The organism is Streptomyces sp. WY228, from assembly GCF_019287315.1.
Taxonomy (GTDB): Bacteria; Actinomycetota; Actinomycetes; order Streptomycetales; family Streptomycetaceae; genus Streptomyces; species Streptomyces caviscabies.
The window spans coordinates 7,852,811-7,866,495 of sequence record NZ_CP079114.1 but is presented as its reverse complement, the minus strand read 5'-3'; the positions used below and the strand labels follow the sequence as shown (position 1 = coordinate 7,866,495).

8 protein-coding genes are annotated in these 13,685 nt (G+C 72.7%); 4 read left to right on the top strand and 4 right to left on the bottom strand.

Annotation, left to right across the window (positions count from 1 at the left end):
- Positions 1-48 precede the first annotated feature (48 nt).
- Complete coding sequence (locus KV381_RS34265; RefSeq protein ID WP_103537588.1) at positions 49-1,677, top strand: MFS transporter; 1,629 nt, start codon at positions 49-51, stop codon at positions 1,675-1,677.
- Positions 1,678-1,889: 212 nt separating this feature from the next.
- On the opposite strand, the gene KV381_RS34260 is transcribed toward KV381_RS34265, so the two are convergent.
- A complete protein-coding gene (locus KV381_RS34260; protein ID WP_030633771.1) occupies positions 1,890-2,333 on the bottom strand; it encodes a subtilase-type protease inhibitor in 444 nt (147 codons plus the stop codon).
- A gap of 414 nt (positions 2,334-2,747) precedes the next feature.
- Between KV381_RS34260 and KV381_RS34255 the strand changes: the two genes are divergently transcribed.
- The 3 genes from KV381_RS34255 to KV381_RS34245 are packed head-to-tail and all read left to right on the top strand — an operon-like array spanning position 2,748 to position 6,774.
- The gene (locus KV381_RS34255; RefSeq protein WP_030081821.1) at positions 2,748-3,641 is read left to right on the top strand and encodes an ABC transporter ATP-binding protein; all 894 of its coding nucleotides are present in this window, start codon (positions 2,748-2,750) and stop codon (positions 3,639-3,641) included.
- A gap of 8 nt (positions 3,642-3,649) precedes the next feature.
- Positions 3,650-4,624, top strand: coding sequence for an iron-siderophore ABC transporter substrate-binding protein (locus tag KV381_RS34250; protein ID WP_098026399.1), 975 nt, complete (start codon positions 3,650-3,652; stop codon positions 4,622-4,624).
- A gap of 2 nt (positions 4,625-4,626) precedes the next feature.
- A complete protein-coding gene (locus tag KV381_RS34245; RefSeq protein WP_218787028.1) occupies positions 4,627-6,774 on the top strand; it encodes an iron ABC transporter permease in 2,148 nt (715 codons plus the stop codon).
- 89 nt (positions 6,775-6,863) lie between these two features.
- On the opposite strand, the gene KV381_RS34240 is transcribed toward KV381_RS34245, so the two are convergent.
- The 3 genes from KV381_RS34240 to KV381_RS34230 form a co-directional block, all read right to left on the bottom strand.
- Complete coding sequence (locus KV381_RS34240; protein WP_218787027.1) at positions 6,864-10,064, bottom strand: alpha-L-rhamnosidase; 3,201 nt, start codon at positions 10,062-10,064, stop codon at positions 6,864-6,866.
- 72 nt (positions 10,065-10,136) lie between these two features.
- A complete protein-coding gene (locus tag KV381_RS34235; RefSeq protein WP_218787026.1) occupies positions 10,137-11,603 on the bottom strand; it encodes a rhamnulokinase family protein in 1,467 nt (488 codons plus the stop codon).
- Positions 11,600-13,639 carry a bifunctional aldolase/short-chain dehydrogenase gene (locus KV381_RS34230; protein WP_098026403.1) on the bottom strand — a complete coding sequence of 680 codons (2,040 nt, stop codon included), beginning with the start codon at positions 13,637-13,639 and terminating at the stop codon, positions 11,600-11,602. Before KV381_RS34230 ends, KV381_RS34235 begins: the two co-directional genes overlap by 4 nt.
- Between the last annotated feature and the right edge of the window lie 46 nt (positions 13,640-13,685).

Below are 13,685 nucleotides of genomic sequence, written 5' to 3'. Positions count from 1 at the left end.
CTCGCGGCTCGGGATGCAGTGCGGCGGCGGTCCGAGCACCATGGACGCATGGGCAGAGACATCCCGGAGAAGGGCGCCCCCGGTCCGAGGTCATCGGATCCGGGAACGGCCGCCCGGCGGGGCGGCCCACCGAACCAGGGCCTCGCTCTCGCGGCCATGCTGTTCGCCGTGTCGATGACGTTCATCGACCAGACCATCGTCGCGATCGCCGCCCCGGACATCATCAATGAACTCGGGCTCACCTCCTCGCAGATGCAGTGGGTCGTCAACGCCTATCTGCTGACGCTGGCCGCCTTCTTCGCCCTGGGCGGAAGGCTGTCCGACATCTTCGGGCACCGCCGCGTGATGCTGATCGGCACCCTGGTCTTCGTCATCGCCTCCGCCCTGTGCGGAGCTGTGCCCTCCGGGGACTTCGCGCAGGCCTGGCTGATCGGCTTCCGGGCCGTCCAGGGCATCGGCGCCGCACTGATGTTCCCCGCCGCACTCGCCGTGGTCATCGCCGTCTTTCCCGTGGAGCGGCGGGGCCGGGCGCTGGCGCTGTTCTTCGGGGTGTCCGGAGCGCTGACCGCGGTCGGGCCGCTGCTCGGCGGCTGGCTCACCGCGTGGACCTGGCGGGCGATCTTCTGGGTCAACGTCCCGATCGCCGTCATCGCCGTCGTACTGGCGCTGCTGGCCCATATCCCGGACCGGGCCCGCCGCGAGCCGCTGGACCTGCCCGGCGCGGCGCTGGTCGCCGTCGGCATGGGGCTGACGGTGCTCGGTCTGCAGCAGGCGGGCACCTGGGGCTGGGACTCCGTCGCCACCTGGGCCTGCATCGCGGGCGGGCTGCTGGTCCTGTCGGTGTTCTGCCGGTTCGAGCTGCGCACCCGCTTCCCGTTGATCAAGCTGCGGGTCTTCCGCGATCTGGCGTTCCGCGTCGACAACGCCGTGCTGTTCTTCGCCATGATGGCGTTCGTCCCGGTGTTCTTCTTCGCCTCCGTGTACGCGCAGGTCTCGCTGAGCGCCTCGCCGAACCAGGCCGCGCTGTACCTCCTCTACTTCTTCATCGGCTTCGGGCTCGCCTCGCAGTGGGGCGGCAGGATCCTCGACAAGCGCGGCGCACGTCCGGCGATGAAACTCGGCACGGCGCTCGGTGCGGTCGGGTTCGCGCTGTGGGCGGGGAAGTTGACGACGCTGTCCATGCACGACCAATGGCTGTACGCGGCCATGGCGGGCGCGGGCATCGGACTGCTGCTGGCGCCGGCCTCGACGGACGCGGTGAACCGGGCGATCGACGCCTCGTACGGCGAGGTCACCGGCATCACCCAGACGGTGCGCAACTTCGCCGCCAGCATCGGTCTTGCCGTCTACGGCACCATGCTGACCCATACGACGATCACCAAGGTGGACGAGACGCTGCGGAGCAAGGGCGTGCCGGACGGCGAGTCGCGCGACATCGCCGAGTCCGTCGCGCAGTCGGTGACCGGTCACGCGGACTCGCGGGGGCCGTCCGGCTCCGGGCCGGTGGCCGAGACCGTACGGGACTCGATGGCCGCGATCCGGATGGACTTCGCCCAGGCGAACCAGTGGGTGTTCTACGGGATGGCCATCGCGCTGGCCGTGGCGTTCCTGATCTCGCTGCGCCATCCGGGCACGCGGGTGACGCAGGAGTCCCCGGACCGGCCGAGTGGACCGTAGCGGAACGGACCGTCGCGGAACGCAGGGGTCCAACCGACCGGGGCGGGTCGCTGCCGGCCGCGGCGGAAACGGCTCGGGCGACCGCGTGGCTCCCGGTCGTCGTGGACGGGGGCGTGTGCGGGGCACGCCGGGTGGGGCGGGTCGCCGGACGCGTTCGGGCGGGGAGGACGGTGTCGCGCTCCGTCACTCCGGCGTCGGCACGCCCCGGTGGATCAGAAGGAGAAGACGGCGTTGTCGTTCATGTTGCCCGCCATCTCGCAGGCGTTGCCGTACGTGGTGCTGAACTGGACCGGCTTGCCCTGCCAGACGCCGTGGGCGGTCACCACGACCGGGTCCCACTGGCGGGTGCACGTCCGGTTCGACGGGCCGGCGGCCAGTTCGGCGAACTTGCCCTGGACCTCTGCCAGTTCCTTGCAGGCCGCGGCGGGCGTGGGGTGCGTTCCCTCGGCGGTGGGGGCGCAGGTGAGCGTGACGGCCCGCTCGACGGTGGCGGTCAGCGGGTCCTCGCCCCGGGCGACGGTGAGGACGAGCGCCGAGGGTGCGTAGAGGCTCTCCGCCTTCGCCGGTGCGGCCTGTGCGGCGGTGGCCGCGAACCCGCCGAGCAGGAGGGTGCTCGCCGTGACGGTTGCGAAGATGGCGTGAGGATTGCGTGGCATGGGTGAAAACTCCTTGGTCAGGTGCGTGATTGCGGTCAGGAGTCTTACGCATGCGGAAAGTAGGCGCACGTCGACGGCCAGCTTCCAGCCGCAGACGAACGTTCGAACCGACCGAATGGTCATTCGGGCAGCTCAGGCACCCCGCGCGAGCTGTCCAGCATATGGACGGACTTCGGCGGTTCAATCCGAAACGACCGCTTGACCTGCGGATACTCCAGAGCGCCCCGATGCGCCAAACCGCCGCTTCGGCCGGAAAGTACCGCCGTCCGGGGGCTCACGCGGCGAATCATCCCCTCCGGCAGCCCTGCCGGAGACGGACGCCCACCGACCGGCCGACCACGCGTGGATCACACGGAGGACACAATTCCGGATCCCGCTTGACCTGGAGAAGTTAGGTCAGGCTAACCTCACGTCGTGATCGCTCCTGCCCTCGACCGAGAAGACCCGCCGCCGCGTCGGCGCTCCGAACCCGACGCCGAACCCGACGCCGGCCTGGACGCCCGCGACGTGACCATCGCGTACGACCGCACCGACGTCGTGCACGGGGCCGACCTCCGGCTGCCGCGCGGTCGTGTCACCGCGCTCATCGGGCCGAACGGCAGCGGGAAGTCCACCCTGTTGCGGGCCGTGGCCCGGCTGCACAAGGCCCGTACCGGCACCGTGACCGTGGCGGCCCAGGCCGAGGACGCCGCGCCCGTCGACGCGCTCGCCCTGTCGCGCTCCGACTTCGCCCGCCGTGTCACCCTGCTCGCGCAGAGCCGCAACGCACCGGCCGGGCTCAGCGTGCGCGACGTGGTCGGATTCGGCCGCCACCCCTACCGGGCCGGGCTCCGGGGGTCCGACCCGGACGGGGCCCGGATGGTCGAGCACGCGCTGGCCGTCACCCACCTCACCGAGTTCGCCGACCGCGGGGTGGAGAGCCTGTCCGGCGGGCAGTTGCAGCGCGTCTGGTTCGCCTGCTGCCTGGCCCAGGACACCGACGTACTCCTCCTCGACGAGCCGACGACCTATCTCGACCTGCGGTACCAGGTGGAGATCCTCGACCTCGTCCGCGATCTGGCCGACACCCACGGCGTCACCGTCGGGGTCGTACTGCACGACCTGGACCAGGCCGCCGCCGTGGCCGACCAGGTCGTCCTGCTCGCGTCCGGACGGATCGTCGCCGCTGGCACGCCCGCCGAGGTCTACGCCCCCGAGCGGCTCAGCGACGCCTACGGCATCCGCATCGACGTCGAACCCGACTCCTCCACCGGCATCCCGCGCACCCGCGCGGTCGGCCGCCACCACCTTCGTTCCGAAAGGCCCTGAACACCCTCATGAAGAACCAGCACCTGACGTGGCCCGTCCTCGCCGCCGCGGCCGCGCTCGCCCTCACGGCCTGCGGCACCACCGAGGCTCCGAAGAAGGAGTCCGCCGGGGACAGCGCGGTGACGGTCACCGACTCCCGCGGCAAGAAGGTCACCCTCGACGGGCCGGCCAAGCGCGTCGTCGGCACCGAGTGGAACGTCGTCGAGACGCTCGTCACCCTCGGCGTCCAGCCGGTCGGCGTGGCCGACGTCAAGGGCTACACCGCGTACGACAAGGCCGCGCCGCTCACCAAGGGCGTCAAGGACATAGGCACCCGGGGCGAGCCCAGCGTCGCCACCGTCGCCGCGCTCGAGCCCGACCTCATCGTCGCCACCACCGACCTGTCCGACTCCGCCATCGCGCAGCTGTCCAAGGCCGCCCCGGTCGTCGTGGTCCGCTCCGCCGACGCGAGCCGTCAGATCGACCAGATGATCGACACGGTCAACCTCATCGCCGAGGCCACCGGCACCGAGGACAAGGCCAAGTCCGAGGTCGACTCCTTCCGCAAGGCGGTCGCGGACGGGAAGAAGAAGCTCGCGGACGCCGGTCTCGACGGCGAGAAGGTCGCCTTCGCCGACGGCTGGCAGGAGGGCAACCAGGTCTCGGTCCGCCCGTACGTCAAGGGCTCGCTGCTCTCCGACGTCAACACCGAGCTCGGTCTCGTCGACCCGTGGAAGCTGAAGGGCGACAAGGCCTACGGCCTGGCCGCGACCGACGTCGAGGGCCTCACGAAGATCGGCGACGCGCAGTTCGCGTACATCGCCAACGACTCCGACGGCGGCGACCCGTTCGCCGACGGCCTCAAGGACAACGCGGTCTGGAAGTCCCTCCCGTTCGTCAAGAACGACGAGGTCCATCGGCTGCCCGACGGTGTCTGGATGTTCGGCGGCACCGCGTCGATGCGCGAGTACATCGACGCCCTCGTCGGTGCGCTGACCGACTGACGATGAGCACACGCACCACAACCGCCCCGCCCGCCCCCGTGAAGACGGCGGCGGGCGCGGCCGGTCCGGCCGGGGCCGTCGCCCCGGTGACGGCCGGCCCCCCGGCCCGTCGCGGCCGGATGCTTCTCCTCGCGCTCGCGGGGCTGCTCGCCCTGGCCGCGCTCGCGGTCACCCATGTGAGCCAGGGCACCGCCGCCGTCGATCTGCACACGCTCTGGCAGTTGGCGACCGGCTCGTCGTCCGACCGGACCGCGCACGAGCAGACGGCCGCCGTGGTCCTGGACTCCCGGCTGCCCCGGCTCGCGGCGGGGCTGCTCGTCGGCTGCGCGCTCGGCGCGGCGGGCGCCGCCCTCCAGTCGGTGTCGCGCAACATGCTGGCCTCCCCCGACACGCTCGCCGTGAACGCGGGCGCGTACTTCGCGGTGGTCACCGTCGCCGCGTTCGGCATCTCCCTGCCCGCGCTGCCGGCCGGGGCCACCGCGTTCCTCGGCGGGCTCCTCGCGGCGGGTGTCGTCCTCGGTCTGTCGCGGGCGGGGGCCGGGCCCATCCGGCTGGTGCTGGCGGGATCCGCGCTCACCCTCGCGCTGTCCGGTATGAGCGGGACGCTGCTGCTCCTGCGCTCCCAGCAGACGACCGGGCTGTTCGCCTGGGGCGAGGGTTCACTCGCCCAGATCGGCATGCAGTCCATCGACCGGCTGGCCCCGGTCGCACTCCTGGCGTTCGCCGGGCTCATGTTGATGGGCCGCCGCCTCGACATCCTCGCCCTCGGCGACGACGGCGCGGCGGTCGTGGGGGTGAGCCCCCGGCTGACGCGCAGCGTCGCCGTGGTCCTCGCGGTGCTGCTGGCGGCGGTGTCGGTGGCGGTCGCGGGGCCGGTCGGCTTCGTCGGCCTGTGCGCGCCCGCCGTGGTCCGGCTGCTCAGCACCTGGATCCCGGGCCTGGTCCGGCACCGGGCGTTCATCCCCGCGTCGGCGCTCGCGGGTGTGCTCGTGGTGCTCGGCGCGGATGTGCTGCTGCGTGCGGTGTTCGGCGGCCAGGCGGGGGCGGAGGTGCCCACCGGCATCGTCACGACCTGTTTCGGCGCGCTCGTCCTGGTCGTCCTGGCCTACCGGTCGCGCGACATGGGCTCGGACAGCGGCTCGACGGCGTTCGCCCGGCTGCGCGGCCGGCGCGCGTTCGTCCTCACCCTGTCGGTGACCGTCGTGGCGCTGCTCGGCGCGGTGGTGGCGGCGACGCTGTTCGGCGACGCGACGCTGCTGCTGGGCGATGTGGGCAACTGGCTCACCGGCCGTTCCGGCCAGTTGGTCACGTACATCCTCGACACGCGCGTCCCCCGGGTCGCCGCCGCCCTGCTGGCCGGTGCGGCGCTGGCGGTCGCGGGCGCCGTCGTCCAGGCGGTGTCGCGCAATCCGCTCGCGGAGCCGGGCGTTCTCGGCGTCGTCAGCGGGGCCGGGGTGGGGGCGGTGACCGTCCTCACCTTCGTACCGCTGGCAAGCTTCTGGCTGATCAGCGGCTCCGCGCTGGCCGGTGCGGCGGCCGCGGCGGGGCTGGTGTTCGGGCTTGCCGCACGGCGTGGTCTGGAACAGAACCGGCTGGTGCTGATCGGCATCGGGGTCCAGGCGGGCGCGGGTGCGTTCGTCAGTCTGCTGATCGTGCTCACCGACCCGTACAACCAGACGAAGGCACTGGCCTGGCTCGGCGGCTCGACGTACGGCCGGACGTTCCCGGAGCTGATTCCGGTGCTGGTGGCCCTGGTCGTCGCGCTGCCCGTCCTCGCGGTGATGCGCCGTGAACTGGACCTGATCGGGCTGGACAACGAGACGCCCGCCCTGCTCGGCGTACGGATCGGGGCCACCCGGCTGGGTCTGCTGAGCCTCGCCGTCCTCCTGACGGCGGGGGCCGTCGCGGCAGTCGGTGTGATCGGGTTCGTCGGCCTCGTCGCCCCGCACGCGGCGCGCGCCCTGGTGGGCCGCCGTCATGTGCGGGTCGTTCCGCTGAGTGCGCTGCTCGGCGCGCTGCTGGTGGTCGTGTCCGACACGGTCGGCCGGACGGTCATCGCGCCGGCGCAGATCCCGGTCGGACTCCTCACCGCCGTGGTCGGAGCGCCCTACTTCATCTGGCTGCTCTGGCGGTCACGGCGCGAGGGGTGACGGCGGCGCGGCCCGTCGCCTGGGCGCGCGTACGCCGTACCGGTGGTGCCTGGCCGCCGGTACGGCGTACGCCTCTCCTCCGGGCGGACTCAGACCGCGAAGCGGTGGCTTCCCGAGCCGACGGCGAAGACCGCGCAGCCGTCCTCCAGCCGCAGGAACCGGGCGCCGGTGTGCGTGACGTCCTCGGCCCGGTCCGCCGGGATCCACACCTCGGCGGTGGTGTTCACGGGCAGGCCCACGGTCAGGTGGAAGCGGCCCTTCTCCGTCTTCCAGTCGGTGGTGACCGGCCCGTGGAGGGAGGCGAAGCGGCCCCGGGCGCGGGTGATGCCGCCGCCGGGCCGGGGCCGCACGGTGACCTCGCGGAAGCCGGGGGCGGCGGGGGCGATGCCCGCGATGTGGGCGTACATCCACTCCCCCACCGAGCCGTAGGCGTAGTGGTTGAAGGAGTTCATCCCGGCGTCCTGGAAGCTTCCGTCGGGCTTGATGGAGTCCCAGCGCTCCCACATGGTCGTGGCCCCGCGGTCGATCTGGTAGCCCCAGCTCGGGAAGGTCCGCTGGAGCAGCAGCCGGTACGCCACGTCGGTGTGCCCGGTGTCGGTGAGGACGGGGAGCAGGCGCGGGGTGCCGAGGAAGCCCGTGGACAGATGCCAGTCCTTCGCCTCGATGAGGGCGACGAGGCGGTCGGCCGCGGTGGTGCGTTCCCCGGTGCTCAGGAGGTCCATGGAGAGCGCCAGGACGTAGGCGGTCTGGGTGTCGCCCTTCACCCGGCCGCCGTCGGTGACGTACGCGGCACGGAAGGCCTCGCGGACCTCCGCGAACAGGGCGGTGTACGGGGCCGGGTCCTTGCCCAGGACCCGGGCGGTACGGGCCACGAGGTCGGCGCTGTGGGCGTAGTAGGCGGTCGCGATGACGTCCTTGGGGGTGTCGTCGGCGATGTTCAGCCAGTCGCCGTAGCCGGTGGCGGGCCGCAGCCGTCCGGTGCTGTGGGCGTCCAGGTAGTCGAGCCACTTCAGCATGGAGGGCCAGGCCGCCTCCAGGACCCGGGTGTCGCCGTACGCCTGGTGGAGGGCCCAGGGGACGGTGACGCCCGCGTCGCCCCAGCCGGCCGAGCCCGCGCCGAGGCCTTCGACGTGCGGCGCGACGTCCGTGAAGGCCCCGTCGGCGGTCTGGTCGTCCTGGAGGTCGCTCAGCCATTTGCCGAGGAACCGCGCGGACTCCATCGCGTAGGCGGCGGTGGGCGCGAAGACGTTGATGTCGCCGGTCCAGCCGAGGCGTTCGTCGCGGGCGGGGGTGTCGGTGGGGATGGAGAGGAAGTTGCCGCGCAGGCCCCAGGTGATGTTGCTGTGGAGCTGGTTGAGCATCGGGAGGTTCGTCTCGAACTCCATGGTGAGGGGCGCGTCGGTGTGGATCACCCGCCCGACGACGGCGTCCAGCGGTGGCTTGCCGGGATAGCCGGTCACTTCGACGTAGCGGAAGCCGTGGAAGGTGAAGCGCGGCTCGTACGTCTCGCGGCCGCCGCCCTTGAGTGTGTAGTGGTCGGTCGCGGCGGCGGTGCGGAGGTTGGTGGTGTAGACGGTGCCGTCGGGGTTCAGGACCTCCGCGTGGCGCAGGCGCACGGTGGTGCCGGCCCGGCCGGTGACGCGCAGGCGTGCGGTGCCGACCATGTTCTGGCCGAGGTCGAAGACGAAGACGCCGGGGCGGGGTTCGGTGATCTTCCGGGCCTTCAGCTCCTGGATGACGCGGCAGGGACCGTCGGGCTCCGCGACCAGTTCGGCGGTGACCTCCTCCTCGGCGGGCACGGCCTTCGCCCAGGCGGCGTCGTCGAAGCCGGAGCGCAGCCAGCCGTCGGTCTCCAGGCGGGCGTCGTAGGTCTCGCCGGTGAGGAGGTCCGCCAGGGTGATGGGGCCGGTGGCGGCCCGCCAGTCAGTGCCGGACAGCACCCGCTCGGTGGTTCCGTCGCGGTACGTCACCTCCAACTGTCCGAGGAACGCCGGGTGTTCGCCGTACTGATGCGGGCCGAACATGCCGACGTTGCCCGCGTACCAGCCGGTCGCCAGCTCCACGGCGAGGGTGTTGGCCCCGGAGGTGAGCAGCTCCGTGACGTCATGGGTCTGGTACTGGATCCGCCGGGCGTAGTCGGTCCAGCCCGGGGCGAGCCGGTCCGTGCCGACGCGCTTGCCGTTGAGGTGGGCCTCGTACAGACCGAGGGCCGTGGAGTAGAGCCGGGCCCGTGCGACGGGCTTGCGGCGCAGCCGGAACTCGTGGCGCAGCTGGGCGACGGGCGCGTAGGCGGGAGCGACCTTCCCCCAGGGGCCGGAGCCCCATGCGGCGAGGACCTTCGCGGCGGGCCAGGCCCCGTCGTCGTACTCCAACGCCTGCCAGTCGCCCGCGGGTTCGGCGTCGGCGGTCTTCCAGCCGTCGCCGGTGGCGATGGTGCGCACGCCGTCGGCGGTGGTCAGCTCCAGGGCCCCGAGCAGCCCGGCGGGGCCGGTGACCTCGTTGGTCGCGGCGACCGCGAGAACATGGCGGCCGGGGGCGAGCCGTTCGGTGACATCGGTGACCGAGGGGCGGCTCCAGGCCCTGGCGACCTCGTCCGGTTCGGCCCGCGCCACTTCCGTACCGTCGAGGTGGGCGATGTACCCGTCGTCGGCGGTGAGCACCAGCCGGGCCCGGGTCACTCCCTCCGGTACGTCGAACGCGCCCCGGAACCACCGGGTCGCGGCCGGGGCGCTGCTCGCCGGGTCGCCTTCCGGGAACCAGATCCAGGAGGCCTCGTCGAGGGCGGGGGCGCCGACGAGGGAGGCGGGCGCCCCGATCCAGTCGGCGGACCAGTCCGAGGCCTCGGTGAGCCCGGTCTCCCACCAGGCGGGTGCGGACCAGCCGGAGACCTGGCCCCGGTCGTCCCAGACCCGCACGGTCCAGTAGTAGCGGGTGCGGGAGCGCAACTCCGGACCGGCGTACGTCACTTGTGCCGATTCGGCGGACTCGACCTTGCCGCTGTCCCACACGTCGGGCCGCTCCAGGGCCCGTTCGCTGAGCGCGACGCGGATCTGGTACGCGCTCTGTGTGCGGCCCGGCGCGGTGGCGGTGAGCGGCCAGCCGAGGCGCGGGCGGGCGGCGCCGAGGCCGAGCGGGTTCTTCACGTACTCGGCGGTCGAGCCGCCCACCCGGAGCCCCTTGGCTCCGTGCGCACCGCGTTCCGCGGCGTGTGCGGGCGGGACGGCTCCGGCGATGAGGGTGGTTCCCAGGGCGGTGGCGGTCGTGCTGAGCAGTCGTCGTCGGCTGATCACACTCGGCTCCGATTCGGCGAGGGGAAGGGGCGGGAAGAGAGGAGAAGGGACAGCGGTGGGGCGGGGGAACGGTCAAGCGTGCAGGCGGCGCGTTCCTTCGGTGCGGCGCGCGGCCGCCTCCCAGACCGCCGGGTCTCCCGACGGTTCGTAGCGGGTCAGGGGCTGGGTGCGGGCGATGAGTTCACGGCCGGCGGCGAGGTCGCCCGGCAGGCCGTGGGCGCGCGCCTGGACGAGGACGTTGCCGAGGGCGGCCGCTTCGGCGGGGCCGGCCACGACCGGCAGCCCGCAGGCGTCGGCGGTGAGTTGGCACAGCAGCGCGTTGCGCGCCCCGCCGCCGACGATGTGCACGACGTCGACCGCGCGGTCGGCCAGGCGCTGCGCCTGGTGGATCGCGCGCCGGTGGGCGAGGGCCAGCGAGTCGAGGATGCAGCGGGTGGTCGCGCCCGGCGTCGCGGGCACGGGCTGCCCGGTCGCCCGGCAGGCGGCCGCGATGCGTTCGGGCATGTCGCCGGGGGCCAGGAACTCCGGTGCGGCGGCGTCCACGACGGACCGCAGGGCGGGAGCACGGGCGGCCTCGGCGAGCAGGGATGTCACATCCTCCCGGCCCCAGGTGCGCATGCACTCCTGGAGCAGCCACATGCCCATGATGTTGCGCAGGAAGCGGACGGTGCCGTCGATGCCCAGCTCGTTGGTGAAGTTTGCCGCGCGGCTCGCCTCCGTGGTGACGGGCGCGTCGAGTTCGAGTCCGGCCAGCGACCAGGTGCCGGTGCAGAGGTAGGCGAAGCGCTCGGCACGGGCGGCCGGGACGGCGGCGACGGCGGATGCGGTGTCGTGCGATCCGACGGTCGTCACCGGTACGGGGCCGGGCAGCCCGGTCAGCTCCTGGACCAGGGGCAGCGTCGCACCGGCGGGGTCGCCGGGGCGGCGCAGCGGGGCGAAGAGCCCGAGGTCGATGCCGAGCCGGTCGGCCAGTCCATGGTGCCAGTCGCCGGTGCGCGGGTCGATGAGCTGGGTGGTGGAGGCGTTGGTGAGCTCGGTGCCCTGTTCGCCGGTGAGCCAGTACGTCAACAGGTCCGGGATCAGCAACAGCCGTACGGCCGCTTCGAGTTGCGGTGTGTGGCGGGCGGCGACGAGTTGGTAGAGCGTGTTGAACGGGGCGTACTGGATGCCGGTCGCCCGGTAGAGCTCGTCGGGTGGGACCGTGGCCCACACCTTCTCCGGGACGCCTTCGGTGCGGCGGTCGCGGTAGTGGACGGGGTTGCCGATGAGGGCGCCCCGGGCGTCGAGGAGGCCGTGGTCCACGGCCCAGCTGTCGATGCCGAGGGAGTCGACCGGGCCCGCCGCGCGCAGCCCGTCGAGCACCCCCCGGTAGAGGCCGAGGATGTCCCAGCGCAGGCCTTCCGGCAGGTGGGCGGGACGGTTGGGGAAGCGGTGGACCTCGGTGAGGTCCAGGATGTCGGGGCCGACGCGGCCGACCATGACCCGGCCGCTGGAGGCTCCCAGGTCGGCCGCGGCGAGGGTACGCGTGGGCGCGCTCATCGCAGGAAGGCCCCGGCGACCCCGGCGTCGACGGGGATGTGGAGGCCGGTGGTGTGGGTCAACTCGCCGCCGGTGAGGGCGAAGACGGCGTTCGCGACGTGTTCGGGCAGCACTTCGCGCTTGAGGAGGGTGCGTTGGGCGTAGAACTCGCCGAGCTTCTCCTCCTCGATGCCGTATGTCGCGGCGCGCTGCGCCCCCCAGCCGCCGGCGAAGATACCGGAGCCGCGTACGACACCGTCCGGGTTGACACCGTTGACACGGATACCGTCGCTGCCCAACTCAGCAGCCAACAGGCGCACTTGGTGAGCCTGGTCGGCCTTGGCCGCGGAGTAGGCCACGTTGTTCGGACCGGCGAAGACGGCGTTCTTGGAGGCGATGTAGACGAGATCGCCGCCGAAGCCCTGGGCGCGCATGACGCGCGCCGCCTCACGGGCCACGAGGAAGGAGCCCCGGGCCATGATGGCGTGCTGGAGGTCCCAGTCCTGGGCCGTGGTCTCCGCCAAGGGCTTGGAGATGGAGATGCCCGCGTTGTTCACCACCAGGTCGACGCCGCCGAAGGCGAGCGCGGCCGCCGCGAAGGCGTCGGCGATCTGCTCCTCGCTGGTGACGTCGACGGGGACGGCCACCGCCCGGTCGGGGCCGCCCAGTTCCTCGGCGACGGCGGCCCCGCTCGCGGCGTCCAGGTCCGCGACGACCACACAGGCGCCCTCCGCGACGAGGCGGCGTGCGATGGCCCTGCCGATGCCGCTGCCCGCGCCCGTCACCAGGGCGACCCGGGTGGCCAGCGGCTTCGGCTTCGGCATCCGCCGGAGTTTCGCCTCCTCCAGCGCCCAGTACTCGATGCGGAACTTCTCCGACTCCTCGATCGGAGCGTAGGAGGAGACGGCTTCCGCGCCGCGCATCACGTTGATCGCGTTGAGGTAGAACTCCCCCGCCACACGGGCGGTCTGCTTGTCCTTGCCGAAGCTGAACATGCCCACCCCGGGGATCAGCACGATCGCCGGGTCCGCACCGCGCATCGGGGGCGATCCGGGCTCGGCGTGACGGGTGTAGTAGGCGGCGTACTCCTCCCGGTAGGCGGCGTGCAGCTCGCTCAAACGACTTACGGCTTCGGCGAGTTCGGCGGCCGGAGGGAGGTCCAGGACCAGCGGCCTGACCTTCGTGCGGAGGAAGTGGTCCGGGCAGGAGGTGCCCAGCGCCGCGAGCCTCGGGTGTTCGGTGCGGGCGAGGAAGTCCAGGACCGCGTCGGAGTCGTCGAAGTGCCCGACCTGGGTGCGGTCCTCGGAGGCGAGCGCGCGGATGTACGGGGCGAGGGCGGCGGCCCGCGCACGGCGCTCGGCCCGGGGCAGCGCCTCGTACCCGTCGAGGACCGGCCCGAACGGCTCGGGCCTGCCGCGTTCGGCGAGGAACGTCCCGGCGGTGCGGATGATGTGGAGCGCGTTGGCCTCGCACTCCTCGGACGTCTCGCCCCAGGCGGTGATGCCGTGACCGCCGAGGACACAGCCGATGGCCCCCGGGTTCGCGTCCTTGACCGCGGCGATGTCCAGGCCGAGCTGGAAACCGGGACGCCGCCAGGGCACCCAGGCGACCGTCCCGCCGAAGCAGTCGGCGGTCAGCTTCTCGCCGTCGGCGGCGCAGGCCAGCGCGATCCCGGAGTCCGGGTGCAGATGGTCGACGTGCGGGGCGTCGACGAGGCCGTGCATGGCGGTGTCGATGGAGGGGGCGGCGCCGCCCTTGCCGTGCAGGCAGTAGTCGAACGCGGCGACCATCTCGTCCTCGCGCGCCTCGCCGGCGTAGACGGTCCGCAGGGCGCGGAGCCGGTCGAGGCGGAGGACGGCGAGCCCTTCTTCGGTGAGGGTGCCGAGGTCGCCGCCGGAGCCCTTGACCCACATCAGCTCGACGTCGTCGCCGGTGACCGGGTCGGGCGCGGCGCCCTTGGCGGAGGCGTTGCCGCCTGCGTAGTTCGTGTTGCGCGGGTCGGAGCCGAGCCGGTGGGAGCGGGCCAGCAGCGCCGCGGCTTCGGGATGGAGTGCCATGGGTTTCTCGGTGTCCTTCGCTCGGGGGCGGCGGAGTGGCGGTTCG